At 58.3% G+C, this 18,956-nt stretch carries 18 protein-coding genes; 10 read left to right on the top strand and 8 right to left on the bottom strand.

Features of this window, described 5'->3' with window-relative positions:
• Nucleotides 1-32 precede the first annotated feature (32 nt).
• Both DX909_RS07920 and DX909_RS07925 read left to right on the top strand, forming a co-directional pair.
• Nucleotides 33-965: an alpha/beta fold hydrolase gene (locus DX909_RS07920; RefSeq protein WP_128544606.1), complete on the top strand. Its 933-nt coding sequence runs from the start codon at nt 33-35 to the stop codon at nt 963-965.
• A gap of 3 nt (nt 966-968) precedes the next feature.
• Entirely contained in the window at nt 969-1,997 is a 1,029-nt protein-coding gene (locus DX909_RS07925) for a glycoside hydrolase family 130 protein (protein ID WP_128544607.1), read from the top strand.
• 3 nt (nt 1,998-2,000) lie between these two features.
• On the opposite strand, the gene DX909_RS07930 is transcribed toward DX909_RS07925, so the two are convergent.
• Genes DX909_RS07930 through DX909_RS07940 form a run of 3 tightly spaced genes read right to left on the bottom strand, consistent with a single transcriptional unit; the run spans nt 2,001 to nt 4,196 of the window.
• Complete coding sequence (locus tag DX909_RS07930; RefSeq protein WP_128544608.1) at nt 2,001-3,284, bottom strand: MFS transporter; 1,284 nt, start codon at nt 3,282-3,284, stop codon at nt 2,001-2,003.
• A 12-nt stretch (nt 3,285-3,296) separates the two neighbouring features.
• Nucleotides 3,297-3,572, bottom strand: a complete 276-nt coding sequence (locus DX909_RS07935) for a hypothetical protein (RefSeq protein WP_128544609.1) — start codon at nt 3,570-3,572, stop codon at nt 3,297-3,299.
• 33 nt (nt 3,573-3,605) lie between these two features.
• A complete protein-coding gene (locus DX909_RS07940; RefSeq protein WP_128544610.1) occupies nt 3,606-4,196 on the bottom strand; it encodes a TetR/AcrR family transcriptional regulator in 591 nt (196 codons plus the stop codon).
• 113 nt (nt 4,197-4,309) lie between these two features.
• On the opposite strand from DX909_RS07940, the gene DX909_RS07945 reads away from it, so the two are divergent.
• Nucleotides 4,310-7,294, top strand: coding sequence for a S9 family peptidase (locus tag DX909_RS07945; protein WP_128544611.1), 2,985 nt, complete (start codon nt 4,310-4,312; stop codon nt 7,292-7,294).
• A 178-nt stretch (nt 7,295-7,472) separates the two neighbouring features.
• Here DX909_RS07945 and DX909_RS07950 read toward each other — a convergent pair whose 3' ends face one another.
• Nucleotides 7,473-7,853: a DUF1573 domain-containing protein gene (locus DX909_RS07950; RefSeq protein ID WP_128544612.1), complete on the bottom strand. Its 381-nt coding sequence runs from the start codon at nt 7,851-7,853 to the stop codon at nt 7,473-7,475.
• A gap of 169 nt (nt 7,854-8,022) precedes the next feature.
• Between DX909_RS07950 and DX909_RS07955 the strand changes: the two genes are divergently transcribed.
• The 3 genes from DX909_RS07955 (at nt 8,023) to DX909_RS07965 (ending at nt 11,511) form a co-directional block, all read left to right on the top strand.
• Nucleotides 8,023-9,264 (top strand): sensor histidine kinase, encoded by a 1,242-nt coding sequence (locus DX909_RS07955; RefSeq protein WP_128544613.1) that lies wholly within the window; start codon nt 8,023-8,025, stop codon nt 9,262-9,264.
• 183 nt (nt 9,265-9,447) lie between these two features.
• Nucleotides 9,448-10,134, top strand: a complete 687-nt coding sequence (locus tag DX909_RS07960; RefSeq protein ID WP_128544614.1) for a response regulator transcription factor — start codon at nt 9,448-9,450, stop codon at nt 10,132-10,134.
• Between the two features lie 105 nt (nt 10,135-10,239).
• A complete protein-coding gene (locus DX909_RS07965; RefSeq protein WP_128544615.1) occupies nt 10,240-11,511 on the top strand; it encodes a beta-propeller fold lactonase family protein in 1,272 nt (423 codons plus the stop codon).
• Nucleotides 11,512-11,569: 58 nt separating this feature from the next.
• Here the strand turns inward: DX909_RS07965 and DX909_RS07970 are convergent, their stop codons facing one another.
• Nucleotides 11,570-11,866, bottom strand: coding sequence for a hypothetical protein (locus DX909_RS07970; RefSeq protein ID WP_128544616.1), 297 nt, complete (start codon nt 11,864-11,866; stop codon nt 11,570-11,572).
• 216 nt (nt 11,867-12,082) lie between these two features.
• A complete protein-coding gene (locus DX909_RS29475) occupies nt 12,083-12,232 on the bottom strand; it encodes a hypothetical protein (RefSeq protein ID WP_164851222.1) in 150 nt (49 codons plus the stop codon).
• A 523-nt stretch (nt 12,233-12,755) separates the two neighbouring features.
• Between DX909_RS29475 and DX909_RS07975 the strand changes: the two genes are divergently transcribed.
• From DX909_RS07975 to glgX, 3 genes are all read left to right on the top strand, one after another.
• Nucleotides 12,756-13,487, top strand: coding sequence for a YiaD family glycine zipper/OmpA-like lipoprotein (locus tag DX909_RS07975; RefSeq protein WP_128544617.1), 732 nt, complete (start codon nt 12,756-12,758; stop codon nt 13,485-13,487).
• Nucleotides 13,488-13,595: 108 nt separating this feature from the next.
• Nucleotides 13,596-14,051, top strand: coding sequence for a ferritin-like domain-containing protein (locus DX909_RS07980; protein ID WP_128544618.1), 456 nt, complete (start codon nt 13,596-13,598; stop codon nt 14,049-14,051).
• A 195-nt stretch (nt 14,052-14,246) separates the two neighbouring features.
• Nucleotides 14,247-16,346, top strand: a complete 2,100-nt coding sequence (gene glgX, locus DX909_RS07985; RefSeq protein ID WP_128544619.1) for a glycogen debranching protein GlgX — start codon at nt 14,247-14,249, stop codon at nt 16,344-16,346.
• Nucleotides 16,347-16,394: 48 nt separating this feature from the next.
• Here glgX and DX909_RS07990 read toward each other — a convergent pair whose 3' ends face one another.
• A complete protein-coding gene (locus tag DX909_RS07990) occupies nt 16,395-17,801 on the bottom strand; it encodes a sulfatase (protein WP_128544620.1) in 1,407 nt (468 codons plus the stop codon).
• Between the two features lie 151 nt (nt 17,802-17,952).
• On the opposite strand from DX909_RS07990, the gene DX909_RS07995 reads away from it, so the two are divergent.
• Nucleotides 17,953-18,123, top strand: a complete 171-nt coding sequence (locus DX909_RS07995; protein ID WP_128544621.1) for a DUF1059 domain-containing protein — start codon at nt 17,953-17,955, stop codon at nt 18,121-18,123.
• A gap of 21 nt (nt 18,124-18,144) precedes the next feature.
• Here DX909_RS07995 and DX909_RS08000 read toward each other — a convergent pair whose 3' ends face one another.
• Nucleotides 18,145-18,930, bottom strand: coding sequence for an alpha/beta hydrolase (locus tag DX909_RS08000; RefSeq protein ID WP_128544622.1), 786 nt, complete (start codon nt 18,928-18,930; stop codon nt 18,145-18,147).
• Nucleotides 18,931-18,956 lie beyond the last annotated feature (26 nt).

An 18,956-nucleotide genomic window follows, 5' to 3' on the forward strand; every position in this document is an offset into this window, starting at 1 on the left:
AACCACAGCCCCACCGAGTCCGTTATAGTATCATGAAGTCATTTTTGCGGGCCCTGCGGTGGGCATTCATTGTTATTCTGATTCTGTTGGCGGGGCTGCTGGCTGGTGCACACTGGTTTGATTTCCGGCAAAGTGATGCCGACATTGCCGAGGAGTTCCGGGACGAACCCGTCAAACCGGTGGTTCATCGCTACCGGGTCGGGGACCGGACCATCCGGTATATCGAAGCGGCCAGGCCGGGAAGCGATTCGCTGCCGGTGGTGCTGTTCGTGCATGGCGCCCCAAGTTCGCTTTCGTTTTTCGAGGATTTTTTCAAGGACACTACCCTTCTCAACCGGGCGCGGCTGGTGGCCGTCGACCGGCCCGGCTACGGCTATTCGGATTTCGGGCGGGTCGAAACCTCGGTCGTCCGGCAGGCCCGGATTCTCCAGCCGCTGATCGAACGGTATAAGAAGGCGCCCTTCCTGATGGTGGTGGGGTCGTCCTACGGCGGGTCGGTTTCGGCCCGGCTGGCGATGAACAACCCCAACGTCATCGACCACGTCGTTTTCGTTTCCTCGGCCCTCGGTCCGGGTCTGGAGCGAACCTACCCGATCAGTTACCTCGTCGACGCCCCGCCCCTGCGCTGGATCGTTCCGCCCCTGCTGCGGCTGGCCAACGACGAGAAGCTGGCGCACCGGCAGGCCCTGGAGGAAATCCTGCCCGACTGGCCCAAAATTACAGCGGGGGTGACCTTCCTGCACGGTCAGCGCGACGATCTGGTCTTTCCGACCAATGTCGCCTTCGGCCGCAGCCACCTCGTCAATGCCCGCGCCAAGGAGTTTCTGCTTCCTGAAAACCGGCACGATATCGTCTTCTATAAGCGGGACTACGTAACCGAAATCCTCCTGAACGTGCTGTCGGAACCGTCGCGGCCGGAGGCTCCGACGAAATCCGGAAAAAAGGAATACATGACCGTAAAATGAACCATGAAGAACTACTCCCTGCGCCGGCTTTCCGACGGTCCGATTCTCACGGCCGCCGACGTCAGGCCCTCGCATCCGCAGTTCGAAGTGATGGGAGCCTTCAACCCGGCCGCCTGCGTTTTTGGCGATGAGGTGTTGCTGCTCCTCCGCGTGGCCGAAGCCGTTCCTCCCCAGCCGGGCCTGATCCGGGTGCCGGTGGTGGAACAGCGGACCGACGCCTTTATGCTTTCCATCAAAACCTTCCCCGAGCCCGAGGGCGACTACGACCCGCGTGTGGTGCAGGTCGGCGATCAGGCCTATCTGACCTCGCTCAGTCACCTGCGGCTGGCCCGCAGCCGGGACGGCATCCACTTCACGGTGGACGACCAGCCGTTTCTGTTCCCCGACCGCCCCGACGAATCCTTCGGCGTGGAAGACGCCCGGGTCACCTTCCTCGACGGGCAGTACTGGATCACCTACACGGCGGTTTCCGCCAACGGGCCGGGGGTGAGCCTGGCCGTGACCCGGGATTTTAAGACGGTGGAACGGAAGGGCATGATTCTGCCCCCTCCCAACAAGGACGCCTGCCTGTTTCCGCAGAAAATCGACGGCTGTTACTACCTGCTTCACCGCCCGATGGTATCGGAGATCGGAAAACCGTCGGTCTGGCTCGCGGCCTCACCCGACGGGGTTCACTGGGGCAACCACCGGTTTCTGTTCGGGGCCGCCGGAACGGAGTGGGAATACCAGAAAATCGGGGCCGGGCCGGAGCCCCTCCTGACCGACGAAGGCTGGCTGGTCTGTTACCACGGCACGAGCGCCGACACGGTCTATTCCCTCGGGCTGGCTTTGCTCGACCGCCACGATCCTACGAAAATCCTGGACCGTTCCACCCGGCCGCTGATGAGTCCCGAACTCAACTGGGAAAAGGAAGGTTTCTTCCCGAATGTGGTCTTCACCAACGGCTGGGTCCGAAGGCCCGACGGCCGTATTCTGGTCTATTACGGTGCCGCCGACTACTGCGTCGGGGTGGCCGAACTGGTCCGGGAATAAGGGTCAGCGGGTCGGTTGCGGGCGTTCGACGCCGGCGGGCGCGCCGGCCGGATGGTCTGTCTGCTGCTTTCGGCTCACATACCGGTCGATCACGTACATCATCGCGATGGTGATGAGCATGGCGACGGCCACGATGTAACCCAGAAGCGGATACCGCTGCAGCGTCCCGTCCGGGGCCTGCACCACGATCAGACCGGCAATCACCGAGGCCACCCCGCCCGAAATCTGCTGCACCGAGGAGTTGACCCCCATGAAAGCCCCGCGATCCTGCGGTTCGGGGACGGCCGACATCAGGGCCGAAGCCGACACCATCCGGGCCGAAATCCCGGCGAACAGCAGCACATTCAGGAAGATAAGCGCCCAGAGGGGGGTTATACCGAGGTTACAATAGACGATGGTGACGGCCATGCCCCAGAGCGAGGCAAAACAGAACATTCTGAACTTGCCGATGCGGTCGCTGAGCTTGCCGGCCAGCGGGCCGAGAATGATCGACGCCACCCCGGTGACCATGTAGATCATCGGCAGTTCGTTCTGGGTAACGCCGAGGTTATGGATGGCGAAGGCGCTTCCGAACGGCATCAGCATGAAACCGCCGGTGGCCAGCAGCGTGGTGGCCGCAAACCCGCGCAGGTAATCCGGTTTGGAAACCGTATGGATCAGGTGCTGGAGGGGATTCCGGTCGGTTTTCAGCTGAAGATGGGCCGTAATCGGCTTCATGTTCGAAAAGATGGCGATTCCGGCCGCCACGCTCAGGCCCACGATCAGCAGGAAGGGCGAATGCCAGCCGAAGTGATTGGCCAGATACAGCCCGATCGGAATCCCCAGAACCTGGCTGGCCGCAAAAGACGTCTGGACGACGCCCATGACGCGGCCCCGTACCTGCCAGTCGAACAGGTCGGTGATGATGGCGAAACTGATGGACGAGATCACCCCGCCGAAAATACCGGTAACGATCCGGGCCATCAGCAGGAAATAATAATCGGGCGCAATGCCGCAGAGAAACGTGCCGAGGACGAACCCCGTATAGAAAAACAGGAGCAGTTTTTTCCGGTCGAAACGGTCGGCGAAACCGGCCGTGAGCAGACCCGAAATGCCCGCGCTGAAGGCATAGGCGGAAACCACCCAGCCGAACTGGGCGGTGCTGATGTGCAGTTCCTGCAGCAGTTGGGCGCCCAGGGGCGACAACACCATAAAATCCAGCACGACCGTAAACTGGATGAAAGCCAGCATGGCGATGATCGCCTTCTGGTAGGTAGTGAAAACGCTTTTACCGGGGGTATTTTCCATACATCTCAGGCTTTAATCTTCCAGTTCTTCACACAGAAAACCCGCCTGACTGACCAGACGGATAATATCGTAACAGGAGAGGCCGACGGCTTCGATCCGCAGCACCCTGTCGCAATCGTCGAGATCGACGTTCCATTTCAGGATGCCGTCCAGGGATTCCAGCAGTACGGCGACCCGGCTTACCTCGCCGGGATGCCGGAGTCCGGTTTTGAATACCAGAATGTCCGGCCTGATTTCGGAAGGCTGAGTCATCATGGGAGATGGAGTGGTGTGGTAGTGAGATGGCATACGATTGCTCATTAAGATGATCAGGCAGCGGCTTCAGGGCTTCAGCGCCTTCAGAACCAGCTCAAGGGTCTGGTCGATCAGCGGTTCCGAAAGTTCAAAATTTCCGGTACCCGGCATTCCCTTCCCCCCCATGTGAAACTTCACCAGCTGGTACAGGGGAGCGAAGGCGATGGACCAGTAGACCTCCACCGGCAGAGGCACGAGCTCCTTGCGCCGGATGGCATTGGAAACGAAGGTTTTCATGGCCACGACAAAGGGCGTTCCGAATTCGCGGAACTTGTCGTGCAGCGGAGAATGACGCATCTGCTCCATGAAATACATCCGCTGCGGGTGCTGCAGGCAGTAGGCGGCCCGGTTCAGCCACTGGACCCGAAGGCCCTCCTCGAAATGCATTTCGGGGTCGAAATTCTTCAGGGTGGCATCGCTCATGCGGATGCTTTCCTCGAAATACAGCTGCAGAATGAGGTCTTCCCGGTCTTTGAAGTAGATGTAGATGGTGGCGGGCGAAACCCCGGCGGCCTTGGCAAGTTTGTGCATGCTCAGCCCGTCGAAACCGTCCTTCACGATCATTTCCAGCGCCTTTTCCCGAATGGCGAACCGCTTATTTTCGTCCCGAAGTCTCATGAAGTCACAAAAATAAACGAACGTTCTTTTATTTAAAAATTCCATGCCTGTTTTTCTCCTCCAAATGACCGGTTTATTCGTTAAATTTGTGTTACCCGACTTAGACACAGCACATGAATACCGCATTTCGGCTCCTTGCCGTATTCCTACTCCCTCTTTCACTTCAGGCCCAGATTCAAAAACGTCCGCTCCGCCATTCCGACTACGACCGCTGGCAGAGCGTCCGGTTCGAAAAGCACTCCAACAACGGCCGCTGGCTCTGTTACCAGATCGACCCTCAGGAGGGCGACGGCGTGCTCGAACTGATCGACCTGTCGAAAAAAACCGCCCCGCAGGCCGCCGGCAACACCGCCCGGCAGTCGGGCGGCCCCTCGGCCGCGACGCCCGACTTCAGCCCGGCCTTCGCCGACCGGAATCTGAACCCGGCGCACCGCTTTCCGCGCGGGTACCTGGCGCAGTTCACGCCCGACAGCCGGTTTCTCGTCATGCGGCTCCGCGCTCCCTACAAACTGACCCGCGAGGCAAAGCGAAAGAAGCTGAAAGCCGACCAGATGCCGAAAGACAGCCTGCTGGTCTTCAACCTGACCACGGGCGGCCGCATCCTTTTTACCGGAGTCAAATCGTTCACGATGCCGAAGGAAAGCGGTTCGTGGGCGGCCATTCTACAAGAACACCAGGAAGTAAAGGGTGTCAAAAAGGATTCGACCATCGTCCGGACCTCTCCCCGCTCGCGCACCGTCACGATCACGAAGAAACCGAAGGGCGACGACCTGGTTCTGCTGAACTTTGAAACCGGGGCGACCCAGACGTTCCGGTATGTCTCCCATGTGGCGGTTTCGGACCGGGGAAATGTGATCTTTTACAACAAGGAAGCCATCAACGATACGCTGAAAACACCGGGGGTATATCTGTTCGATACGAAAAAGCAAACCGAGATGCTGGTGGATACCAGCTCGAAGCGTCGGGTCTACAAGGGGCTGGCCGTCGACAAAACCGGTTCCCAGCTGGCCTGGATGGCCACGGCCGACAGTGCCGACGCCGACGTGAGGGCCTATACGTTGTTTTATAAGCGGCTGAACCCGGCGCCGGAAGCCACCGCCCGCAAAAACAGGAAAACGGCGGTACAGGCCTTTGGGGGACTGAGCGGAACGCTCACCGTTCTGGCCGACACCCTGACGAAAGCGTATCCCAAAGGGTGGAGCGTCAATGAATACCGGACGCCCTCCTTTTCGGAAGACGGAAAACGGCTTTATTTCGCCACCTCCATCCTGCCGCCCAAACCGATCAAGGACTCGACCCAGCTCGACGAGGAACGCGTAAAGGTCGACATCTGGAGTTGGAACGACCCGCAAATCCAGCCCATGCAGCAGCGCCAGCTTCGGCAGGAGAAGGAACGCGGTTTTCTGGCGGTCTGCGACCTGACCTCGGGCACCGTGACCCAACTGGGCGACCGCGACGTGCCGAACGTGCAGGTGGACCTGAAGGCCGATCATCCCTTCTGGCTCGGCCAGAGTTCGATTCCGTACCAGATCACGAGCATGTGGGATCCCGGCCAGACGGACCTGTACCTGGTCGAGGCCCGAACGGGCCGGAAAACCCGCATTGCCGGCGACGCCCGGGTTTCCTACGCCCAGCTTTCGCCGGGGGGCCGGTATGCGTGGTGGTACGATGAGCGGGACTCGCTCTGGCGGGCCTGGTCCATCGCCCAGAACCGGCGCATCGACCTGACGCGCGGCATCGCGGCCAGATTCTTCGATGAGGAACACGACACGCCCGACCTGCCCGGCAGTTACGGGGCCGCGGGCTGGACCAGAGACGACCGCTACGTGCTGATCTATGACCGCTTCGACCTCTGGAAAATCGACCCGACGGGTCAGGAAAAACCGGTCAACCTCACGGCCGGCTACGGACGCAAAAACCGGGTGCGGCTCCGGCGGACCGACCTGGACCCCGACGAAAAACACATCAGCCTGGTGGGTGACCTGTGGCTGACCGGCTTCTGGGAAAGCGACAAATCGACCGGCATCCTGAAGAAATCCATCGCCGACCCGGCGGAGGAACCGGCCATCCAGACGCGGGGCAATTACCGGTATTCCTCCTTGTCCAAAGCCCGCAGCGGGCCGACGCTGACCTTTCAGAAGGGGAATTTTCAGGAATCGAACAACCTGTATCTGACCGATACGACCTTCGCCGAGCCGGTCCGGCTGACCCGGATCAACCCGCAACAGGACAGCGTGCGCTGGGGCAACGTGGAGCTGGTCAGCTGGATGGGTACCAACGGTGTCCGGCTGGAGGGACTGCTCTATAAGCCGGAAGATTTCGATCCGAAGAAGAAATACCCGATGCTGGTGTATTTCTACGAACGGAATGCCGAGACGCTGAACGACTACCGGGCTCCGGCTCCCAGCCGCTCCACGATCAACATGGCCTACAGCGTTTCGAACGGCTACCTGGTGTTCGTGCCGGACATCGTCTACACGACCGGAACCCCCGGCCAGAACGCCTACGACTGCATCGTTCCGGGCGTGCTGAGCCTGATCGACAAGGGGTTCGTCGACCGCGACCGCATCGGGCTTCAGGGCCAGAGCTGGGGCGGCTACCAGACCGCCTACCTGGTGACCCGGACCAACCTCTTCCGGGCCGCCATGGCCGGTGCGCCGGTTGCCAATATGACCAGCGCCTACGGGGGGATCCGCTGGGGAACGGGCCTGAGCCGGATGTTCCAGTACGAGAAAACCCAGAGCCGCATCGGCGGAACGCTCTGGGATAAACCGATGAACTACATCGAAAACTCCCCGCTCTTCTACGCCAACCGCATCCAGACGCCCCTGCTGATGATGCACAACGACGCCGACGGCTCCGTTCCCTGGTACCAGGGCATTGAGATGTATTCGGCGCTGCGCCGGCTCAACAAACCGGCCTGGATGCTGGTGTACAACGGGGAAGATCATAACCTGACCCAGCGGCATAACGCCAAGGACCTCAGCATCCGGATGTACCAGTTCTTCGATCACTACCTGAAAAACGCACCGCTGCCGGCCTGGATGAAGGAAGGCCGGACAGCGGTGGAGAAGGAACTGGGTAATATGAAATACTGAGTGCGCCCCAAACCCCCTGAAGAACGAGGGACGCCAGACCACCCCCCAGCCCCCTCCTTAGCAAGGAGGGGGAGAGTGCGCTGCCCCTTTTCAGTCCTGCGGAGTCACCCCCTCCTTAGCAAGGAGGGGGCCGGGGGGTGGTCGGCGGGATGACAAAAACCCTTCCCCAAATAACCTCTCAGGGGGTTACTTCTCCCTTGATGGTCAGCACGGCCTGGCCGCCTTCGGCGTTGGATTCTACGGTGACCGTTTTGTTGAACGTACCGACGGAAGCCGCGTTGAAGGTGGCCCTGATTTTTCCGGAGTTGCCGGGCATAATGGCCTCCTTCGGGAAAACGACGCCGGTGCAGCCGCAGGAGCCCCGGGCGTTGCTGATGACCAGCGGTACCCCGCCCCGGTTTGTGAAATTAAATTCGGCCACTACGGGTTTACTCTGCCGGATTTTACCGAAATCATGGACGGTTTCGTCCCATTTGAAGACCGCCAGCAGGGAATTGGCGATCAGAACGCCGGCGGCTATCAGCCACAGGACCGAAGCAAAAATCAAAGTGCGCTTCATGGTTGGATTATTGGAAAGGTTTAACATTACTGTCGCCACAAACGTACTGCATTCGGCCTTCGGCTGCTGTTAACGGCTGCCCAACGCTTGTTAACGGGTTGTTAACGGGTTGACTTTTGCCGGCCGGACGCAGACCTTTGAGAACTGATTGGTGTTTAACCCCCTTTCCATGTCCCGGCGCGTCATCCGTACACTGGTCATTCTGTCGGTGGTTTCGATCATCGGGATCGTCACGGTCCAGATTTTCTGGGTGAGGAAGGCGTATGCGCTGCGCGAGCGGCAGTTCCGGCAGACCGCCTTCATCGCCCTCCAGGACGTAGCCGACCGCGTGGCCCGGCTCAACCGGGTGACTTCCGGCCGGAGCGCCGTCACCCAATTGTCTCCCGACTACTTTATCGTCAATACCGATTCGCCCATCGACCCGGCGACACTGGAGTATTTCATTCAGGTCGCGCTGCGGGAACACCGGCTGGTGACCGACTTCGAATACGGTATCTACAACTGCGACAGCGGGCGCATGACCTACGGGGCCTACGTGAGCCCGAATGCGTCGAAAGTGCCGGTGCGGGCCTCGGGGAACCTGCCCAAATTCTCGCGCTATACCTACTATTTCGGCATTCGGTTTCCGTCACAGGCGGGTTTCGTCGTCGGCCAGCTCGACGGCTGGATCATTTCCTCGGCGGCCGTCCTGCTGGTGGTCCTGGTATTCGGCTACACGCTGGTCGTGGTGCTGCGGCAGCGCCGGCTGACGGAGGTGCAGCGGGATTTTATTAACAATATGACCCATGAGCTGCAGACGCCGGTCGCCACCATCCGGATTGCGGCCGACGTGCTGGGTTCGGAGTCGATTTTCAGCCAGCCCGATCGCCATCGTCAGTATGCCCGGGTGCTGCGGGAAGAGAGCAACCGGCTTCAGAAGCAGGTCAGCAGCGTCCTGCAGCTGGCCCGCTCGGAGCGCATCCGGTTTACGCTGAACCTCGAAGAGGTAGATCTCCACCAGGTGCTGACGGATGCCGCTCAGGGGGTGCAGGTCCCGGTCCGGCTCGACCTGACCGCCACCCGGCCCCAGATCCGCGCCGACCGTTACCATCTCGAAAATATTGTCAACAACCTGCTCGACAACGCCGTCAAGTATACCTCCGTTTATCCCCAGATCGTTCTGCACACCCGCAACGAGGGCGACCGCATCGTCTGGTCGGTCCGGGACAACGGCATCGGCATCGGCCGGGAACACCAGAGCCTGATCTACAACCAGTTCTACCGCATCCCAACCGGCAATATCCATAATGTAAAAGGCTTCGGCCTGGGGTTGTATTACGTCCGGAAAGTTATCCGCGCCCACCGCTGGCACCTCCGTTTACGAAGTGAACCAGGGATGGGGAGCGAGTTTATTATTAGTTTGGGGGTGTAGGAGTTGAGGGGTTGGGGTGGTTGAGGAGCTTAAGAGGTGGGATCTTATGGCTCAATGACCCAACTGACGGAGTGCCCTGCCACAGGATCCCTCGTTCCTCGGGATGACAAAACTACCCACACTCGTTAACCCTTAAATCCCCTAATCCCACAACTCCCCAACCCCTAAACTGCCCAAACTAAAATGTCCGCTTCCATCCTTTACGTCGAGGACGATGTCAATCTGGGTTTTGTGACGAAGGACAACCTGGAGCTGGCCCGGTTTCAGGTCGTGCATTGCAGCAACGGGGCGGAGGCCTGGGAGGTGTTCCGGCAGCAGCCGTTCGACCTTTGCATCCTGGACGTCATGCTGCCCCTGAGCGACGGCTTTACGCTGGCCCGGCAAATCCGGCAGGTGGACCCCAACGTTCCGATTCTTTTCCTCAGCGCCCGCGCCGACAGGGACGACCGGCTTCAGGGCCTTCGCCTGGGAGCCGACGACTACCTCACCAAGCCGTTCAGCATCGAAGAGCTGATCCTGAAAATCAACGTCTTTCTTCGGCGCAGCCGGTCACAGCCCTCCGCCCCGGCCGACCCGTCGGTGGTCCTGGGCGCCTACCGGTTCAACTTCCGGGACCTGACGCTTGGATTCGGAGAAGACCGCCAGACCCTTACCTACCGGGAGGCCGAGGTGCTGAAATACCTGCTCGAACGGCCCAACCGGCTCGTGCGTCGCGATGAAATCCTGAAAGCCATCTGGGGCGACGACGACTATTTCATGGGCCGCAGCCTCGACGTGTTCATTTCCCGGCTGCGCAAGCGGCTGGGCCGGGACGAATCCATCCGGATCGAGAATCTCCACGGAATCGGATTCCGGCTTCTAATGACGTGAAGGAAGCCAAAATAAAGTTTTCCGGACGTCGGCGCAGCTTGATGGAAATTGCTGTTTTCGGTTATATTTGCGTAATTCCAAAGATATAACCCTTCTATTATCAGCATGAAAAGAAAGAGTTTGGTTGCGCTTGCCACCTTGTTAAGCACCGGGGTCTTTGCCCAGCAGGAACCCATTCAGTTTTCGGCCAAAGGAATCGTGGCGCTTTCGGACGCCGATATGTCGGCTTCGACGCTGGTAGACGGGAACCTTTACAAAAGCCGAACCAGCCGGGATGCGCTGACGGTCATCAAATTTCCGCTCGACCGCAGCGGACAGAATATGTCCACTGCCCCCATTTCCAATTCTTCGGCTCTGTACGATAAAGCCGCCGTCGTAACCCCGAACGGCCGTTTCGCTTTCGTGCTGGAAGGACGCGGCCCCCTCGGCGACAGCCTTACGGCCCTGAAAGGCGGGGTCAAGGATCTGCCGGCGGCGGCCCGGATGTTTATCGTAGACCTGGCACCGGCCAAACCGAGCGCGAAGGTGGTCAACGTCGGTTCGCTGCCGACGGCCGTCACCATCAACCCGCAGGGAAACACGCTCGCCGTGGCATCCGGTGAAAGCGGGAAGGAGTTGCGTCTGGTCGAGTTTGACAATACCGGAACGCCGAAACGGGTCATTACGGCGCCCTCGCCGGTTCCGGGGGCCCGCATCACCGACCTCGTCTGGAGCCCGGCCGGTGATTTCATCGCCTACGTCATCGAGGATACGCAGGAAGTCGGTGTGATGAAATACTCCCTCGACCAGACCAAGAAACCGAATATCGTACCGCACGGCAAACCCATCAAGGTGGGCGGCCTGCCGGCAACGGGCCGGTTCTCGCCCGACGGCAAGTTCTTCATCGTGTCGGACATCAAGAAAGCCGCCAACGCACAGGGCGCCGGCAAAGGCGAACTGTTCGTGGTGCAGTTCAGCACGGAGGATACGCCGGGTGAACACAAAGTGGTGTCGCAGACGGCAGGCGGTGAAAGCGCCGAAGCTATGGCGGTCAGCCCGGACGGCTCGATGGTGATCGTCGCCAACTCCGGCCAGTCGTACCAGCCGTTCAATAATGCCGGTGCGGGAAAAAGCTCGCTGTCGGTGTATTCACTGGATAAGGAAGGCAAGCTGACGCTGGCGAACGAATATCCGTTCGAGGGCATCCTGCCGCAGAGCATCGAGTTCGACAAGAGCGGAAACGCGATCGCCGTGGCCGTATCCGAATACCTGGATTACGGGGACCGGACGGGCGGTATCGAATTCTGGAAAGTGTCGAAAGGGGACAAGCCCGCCCTGGAAAAGATGCCGGGCCGGATCAGCCTGACCCGGGGCTGCCATACGGTCCGGGTATATTAATTATCTGGTCCTGATCCGCTAACAAAAAAGGAAGAGCCGAAGCTCTTCCTTTTTTGTGTTACATCCGCTCCCAGCGGAAGCGTTTCTTGAATTTTTGCTTTTTCTTTCCGTCGCTGCCTCCCTCGTCGCTGCCTTTCTTATCCCGGGCCATCGAAGCCGAGGCTCCCTCCCCTTTCCGGTTGGAAACCCACCAGGCCGGCCCGTGCATCGTTCCCAGGACCGTTCCCCGGTAGACCTTACCGCCGTGCGGGTGTTCCATGCGGACATGACAGCTTTTGATCGGGCAATTCGGGGCCATACAGCCCGTTACCACAAAGCTCAGAAGCAGGATCACAAAACCGTAATCGTTTCTCATACCTTCCCGGATTCAACCTTTTGACCGGTTGATTCTGAAAAGAATACGTCATTACCGGAAAAATATTGAACGGACCGGAAAGAAAGCGGACTAAATCGAGCCAATGGGAAAAGGAGCAGGCCCACCGGGGAGATGAAGGAAAGAGCGGGGAAAGGGAAACCGAACAGAGGGCAGACCGAGCGGGAAGCAGGTTTCTACCCTTCCGGCGTTTGCAGATTATCTTCCGAAGGCCAGTTCATAACCGGCACTGACCAGGTACTCGGCCACCCGGGGCCGCACCACCCAGTAAACCCCGTTGTCGCCACGAACGATCCAGTGATCGTTTCCTTTCACGTAGCGATTATTTGCGCAGTCGATCGCCTGCATCAGGGTTTTAAACTCTGACTGACGCGCTTCCTTCAACATTTCCGCCAGCCTTGGAAAGGCCGCAGATTGTCTGATTACTCCAGATGCGTCTCGCGAATGCATACACGTTGATTGTAAGAGTGCAAAAAACGCACATTACTTGGCATATAACAAATCGGCTGTAAACTTTTTGTAACCGCTCAGTAATTACCTGACTAACGAACGGCAAACCCCTTTTGTTCTAAGGAAAGATAGAGTTTTTAATTAAAAGCTACCAATTCTATGGACATAACTTTAACTATTTAAACCAATAAGTTATCCAAATGTCTATACTGTGGAGTCGCTTCCACAAAACCGGTTTTCCGTGACGGAGCTTCCACACCGGACCGGTCCGTTCAGGCGATTTAACAATAACGCAATTTATTTCACAAAACATTGATTCACAATGAAAAAGGCTGAAAATATTGTTGATAAACCCCAAACGGGTTCCCAACTGGTACGGCTTTTGGCATCCCTTAAGCAATACCAACCATTTGCATTCAAGATGAACAGTCCGACTCATTCTCTGAAACTACTGAAGGTAAGAACGGTAACGATAGCATTGGCCGTAAGTGTTCTGGCGGTGGATATGCTTTCCGGATGTAAAACGGTAAGGAACAAAACGAACCGAACCCAACGGGGAGCACTGATCGGCGCCGGTGCCGGTGCGGTGGCCGGTGGTCTGATCGGAAAACGGTCCGGTAACACGGCCATCGGTGCCATCCTGGGGGCCACCGTCGGTGGAGCCGCCGGTGCGCTGATCGGTCGCCGGATGGATAAACAGGCGGAGGAACTTCGCCGGGGTCTGGAAAACGCCCGCGTTGAACGGGTCGGTGAAGGGATCAAAATTACCTTCGACTCGGACCTGCTTTTCGACGTCGACAAATCCGACCTGAAATCCACGAATCGTGAAAATCTGGCCCGACTGGCGGAAACGCTCAAGAAATACGAGGATACCGAGGTGCTGATCGAAGGCCATGCCGATAATACGGGCTCGGATAGTTATAATATGAAGCTCTCGGAACGCCGGGCCAAGGCCGTCGCCAGAATCCTTCAGTCCCAGGGGGTGAAGAACAACCGCCTGATTGAAAAGGGGTACGGCGAAAGCCAGCCGATCGCCGATAACAACAACACGAACGGCCGTCAGCAGAACCGCCGGGTCGAAGTAGCGATCTACGCGAACGATAAACTGAAAAAGGCCGCCGAGCGGGGCGATCTCGGTACGGTCAATGGTTAAGCCCAATTCCATTCGGTCTCATAGTGGGGAACCTGCAGGGATTCAAAACCTTGCAGGTTCCTTTTTGTTAACCAAATAGTATTCAACTCCAAACCATTCGACAACGTTATGAACGTGACTAATGCAAGCAGCGAGATTCTGGACCGTCTGAACAAGCTGCTGACCCGCACCCGCGACGGCGAGCGGGGCTATCAGGAAGCCGCTGAAAACGTGGACGACGCTGAACTGAAAAGCCTGTTTCTGGCCCAGTCACGGCAGCGGGGCGAATTTGGCCTTGAGATTGCCAGCGAAATCCGCGCCCTGGGCGGTGATCCGGACACCAGCACGAGCCTCGCAGCCGATCTGCACCGGGCCTGGATCAACGTCAAGGCCGCCGTCACCGGCAACAACGACAAGGCCGTGGTGGAAGAATGCAAGCGGGGTGACGCCCAGGCGCTGGAAGATTACCAGGACATCCTGCAAAGTACCAGTCTGATGGCCAGCACCCGCGAACTGCTCCTGCGTCAGAAGGAACGGATCGATTCGGCGCATGCTTCCATGACCCGGCTGGCCAATGTCGTATAGAACTTTCCCGAATACAAAAAAGCCTTATCCTCATTTGCAGGGATAGGGCTTTTTTGTATTCCAAACATTACCCGATCCGAATGGTTGATTGATTAAACGGCCAAAGCCGCCATTTTTCGAAGGAAGGAAGAGAACCAGAACGGTAAACCCCCATTCGATATATCAACAATTCAATAATTTTACCATTTAATTTTAATGAACCACACAGCCACCGTGAAAAGCCCGGACGACATTCGGTCCAAGCCGGGTAAACCGTATCCTTTAGGAGCGACCTGGGACGGCGCAGGTGTAAACTTCGCCCTGTTCAGCGAACACGCTACGGGTGTCATCCTCTGCCTCTTCGATGCCGAAAACCCCGGGACGGAAACGCTTCAGATTCCACTGCTGGAACAGACCGAGCATGTCTGGCATATTTATCTTGAAGACCTGAAACCGGGTCAGTTGTACGGCTATCGGGTGGAGGGTCCCTATGCCCCGGCGCAGGGCCTCCAGTTCAACCCGAACAAGCTGCTACTGGATCCCTATGCCAAAGCGATCAGCGGCCCCTTCATCGCCCACAATTCGCAGCTCAGCTACGACCCGCTCAACCAGGACGAAGACCGCTTCCTGGTACCCGACCCGGAAGACAGTGCCCCGCACGTGCCGAAATCGATCGTAATCGATCCGAATTTCGACTGGGAAGACGATAAACACCCCGACATCCCGCTGAACCGGACGGTCATCTACGAGGCCCACGTGAAAGGCTTTACGGTCAACCATCCGTCTCTCCGCAAAAAAATCCGGGGCACGTATGCCGGTCTGGGCAGCCCGGAAGTGGTCGAATACCTCAAAGCGCTGGGCATCACCACGATCGAGCTGATGCCGATCCACCAGTTCACGGGAGAGAGTTACTGGGGTTATAACTCCATCGGCTACTTCGCTCCGCACAGCGAATACGCTTCGAAAGACATTCCCGGCCATGCGGTCCAGGAGTTCAAGGCCATGGTAAAGGCGCTGCATAAGGCCGGCATCGAAGTGATCCTCGACGTGGTTTACAACCACACCGCCGAAGGCAATCATATGGGCCCGACGCTGTCGCTCCGCGGCATCGACAACCCGGCCTACTACTGGCTCGTCGAGGACAACAAGAAATTTTACATGGATTATACAGGGACTGGCAACACCCTGAATATGAGTCATCCGCGAACGCTGCAACTGGTCATGGACAGCCTCCGCTACTGGGTGACCGACATGCACGTCGACGGGTTCCGCTTCGACCTCGCCACCGCCCTGGCCCACAGCCTGAATGCCGCCGGGCAGCTTTCGGCCTTTCTGGATACGATCCACCAGGACCCGGTTCTGTCGCAGGTCAAACTCATCGCCGAACCCTGGGATATTCAGGCCTACCACGTCGGGAACTTCCCCGTCAACTGGTCGGAATGGAACGGAAAATACCGCGACTGCATCCGGGCTTACTGGAAGGGCGACGAAGGCCAGGCATATGAGCTGGCCCTGCGTGTGCTGGGCAGCCCCGACCTGTATAACGACGGCCGCTCACCGGCCAACAGCATCAACCTCGTCACGGCCCACGACGGCTTCACGCTCAACGATCTCGTCAGCTACAACGACAAACACAACGAAGCCAACGGCGAAAATAACCGCGACGGCGCAGACGATAACCGCAGCTGGAACCACGGGGTGGAAGGCCCGACAAACGACGAAGTGATCCGACAGCTGCGCGAACAGCAGAAACGCAACTTCCTGGCCACGCTCCTGTTCAGTCAGGGGACGCCGATGCTTGTGATGGGCGACGAATACGGCCGGACCCAGCAGGGCAACAACAACGCCTACGCCCAGGACAACGACATCAGTTATTTCGACTGGAAATGGACCGAAGACCAGCAGGCGCTGTTCGACTTCACGAAGCAGCTGATGGAACTGCGCCGGGAGATCCCGCTTCTCCGCCGAAGAAAGTTCTATGCCGAGGATGAAATCGTCTGGTTCCGGGTCGACGGAAAGCCGATGAAGGAGAAAAACTGGCACGACGGCATCACCCGCTGCCTGGGCCTCCTGATCGACGGCACCCGGGTCGACGAGCAGGACGAAGACGGGAACCCCATCGGTGCAGGGTATTATCTGCTTCTGCTGAATTCCTTCTGGGAGCCGCTGCGTTTCAAAATTCCGAAGATCGGCCAGCGGCACCAGTGGCAGGTGCTGGTCGATACGAGCAAAGGGCAAATTGAGCCGTTCGGGGTGTCGGCCCGCAAACCGGTCGACATTCAGGGCCGGTCGCTCATGCTCCTGAAAATGGACTGACCGGTATTCCGATATAATGAAAGCCGGGCCTGTGAACGGGCCCGGCTTTTATTTTTGCACGTATTTCGGATTGGGCGCCGGCATGTTGGCGTTCACCTCTTTCCGCCATTTTCGGAGCAGGTCGGCCAGTTCCCGGGTTTTGTCGGGCTGGACGGCCGCCAGGTTATTTTTCTCGGCCACATCCTCCTTCAGATTATACAGTTCAAGTTTTCCGGTTTCATAGAGTTCAACCAGTTTGTAGTCCCCTACCCTGACGGCCCCGGCCGGGCGGCCCATCTGGTTGCTGAAATGCGGGTAATGCCAGTACATCGGCCCCCGGTCCACCGGTTTGGCGGGATTGGTCAGGACGCCGTAAAAACTCCGGCCGTCGGGGCTGACCGGCTGGTCCCGGATTCCCAGCATCTCCAGAAAGGTCGGCACGAAGTCGGTTCCGGTAATCCGGTTCGTCGTCTCGGTGCCGTCCGGAATCCGGCCGTTCCAGCTGAAAATAAGCGGCACCCGAATACCGCCTTCGTACACGTGCCCCTTCCAGGCCCGGAGCGGGTCGAGCCGGGTCGGCACCGGACCCAGTTCAGGCAGGCCGACCCCGCCGTTATCCGAGGTAAACACCACGATGGTATTGTCCAGCAATTGATGACGGGACAGTTCGGCCATTATCCGGCCCACTCCGTCGTCCATACTTTCGATCATGGCCCCGTAATTGGGGTTATACCGGCCCCCGAACTTTTCGTAGTTGTCGAAATAATACCTGAGCTTGTCGGCTCTCGGAACCAGCATGATGTGGGGAGCGGAGTATGCCAGATACAGAAAAAAAGGCTGCGCTTTGTTCTGATCGATAAACTCCAGCGCGTAGTCCGTCAGCCGGTCGGTCAGGTAGGTGGTGCCTTTGTCCTCGAAGACGGTTTTGCCCCGGGAGGTAATCGAATAATTGTAATAATCCAGCCCGTTCCGGCCGATGACGCGGTCGTAGGTGAAACCCTGTGCTGCGGGGGCGGTGGTGTCGGCTCCACCGAGGTGCCATTTGCCGATCATGGAGGTCTGATAACCCCGGCTTTTCAGCATTTCGGCGAGGGTGGTTTCCGAGGGCGGCATGTACTTCCGCCAGTTGGCCGGAAACACCGGTGATGTGGAATCCCGGCGTTCGCCCACCAGAAAGTTCGTCAGTTGCATCCGGACCGGGTGTTTTCCGGTAAGAATGGCCGCCCGCGAGGGAGAGCAGACGGGACAGGCGGAGTAGGCATCGCGGAACTTCAGCCCTTTCTTTGCCAGGCCGTCGATGTTCGGCGTCCGGTTATAGGGGTTGCCGTAGCAACCCAGATCCGAATAGCCCAGATCATCGGCCAGAATGAAAACGATGTTCGGGCGGGATTTTGCCGGTGGATTCTGCCCGGCCGCGCGGCCCGCCGAAATCAGGAAAATAAGAATCGGCAGGATCAAAAAGGGACTGACTTTCATGGTGAAGGGTTTTTCTTCCCAAACCTACCATTTCCGGCAGAAAGTCGGTAAAACCGGTTAGTAAAAAGCCGAAGGTCACCGTCGAAGGATTGCCGTATTTTAATTTACTTATGATTGATTTTCAATCTTCTCACCTTTATCCAGCATTTCCATGAAAGTCCTGCATTGCCGCGACGTCGGCTTCGACTGCCCGGGCGTGGTTAAAGCCGAAACCGAAGAACAGGTTCTCCAGATGGCCGCCCAGCACGCCGGCGAAGCTCATCAGGTCACGATCACGCCCGAAATGGCTGAACAGATCAAACCGCTCATCAAAGACGAATAGGAAAACCGGGTTACCCGGTTTTCAGTGCGTCTGAAGCCAGTTCAGGATGTAGTCGGCGTCTTCCTTCCAGGTTTTCTGCCCGAGAACGAAGTGGTTCCGGCCCGGAAACTCCTTGTAGTCCAGCACCGAACCGTTCTTTTTATACCGCTTGAAGTTCCTGAAGTTCAGGTGCGCCGGGAGAATATTATCAAATTCCCCGGAGGTGATGAGCAGGGGCGCGTGCGGCTTTTCGAAATCCACTTTGGCTGCGCTCGTCAGGCCGCCCCGGGCAACGGTTTTCGATTCGGGGATGGTATTGGCCTCATAGGCGGCTTTCTGCTCCTCCAGCGGCATACCGTTCACAAATGCATATTGCCAGTCTGCAAACGACATCAGATACGTCTTTTTCAGGGAGGTAAACAGGCCGAGGGCCTTCCATCCGGCTTTCAGGAAAGAGAACTCATAGGGAATGATGCCGAGGGGCGGTACGGGGTGAATGGCTACGCCGGCGGCCGCCAGATCCCGGTTTACGATGATCTGGGTGATCAGCCCGCCCAGCGAGTGCCCGATGACGATGGGTTTTTCCGGGCATTGTTTCACAATTTCCGCATAGTGGTCGACCAGTTCGCCCAGGGTCAGGGCCGCCAGGTCGGTGTCGTTGGGCTGTCGGGCCCGCAGCTCGGCGGCCGTGCCGTCTTTAAAGGGCCAGGGCGGGGCCATCGTCGTGAATCCTTTCTCCTCGAAATACTTCCTCCACTCCTCCCACCCGTGGTGGGTCACGAACGCGCCGGTAACGAAAACGATGGTTTTCGACTGAATGGTTGTCATGGCAGCAACGGTTAGAATGGACGGTA

It is taken from the genome of Larkinella soli, assembly GCF_003703975.1.
GTDB classification, from domain to species: domain Bacteria; phylum Bacteroidota; class Bacteroidia; order Cytophagales; family Spirosomataceae; genus Larkinella; species Larkinella soli.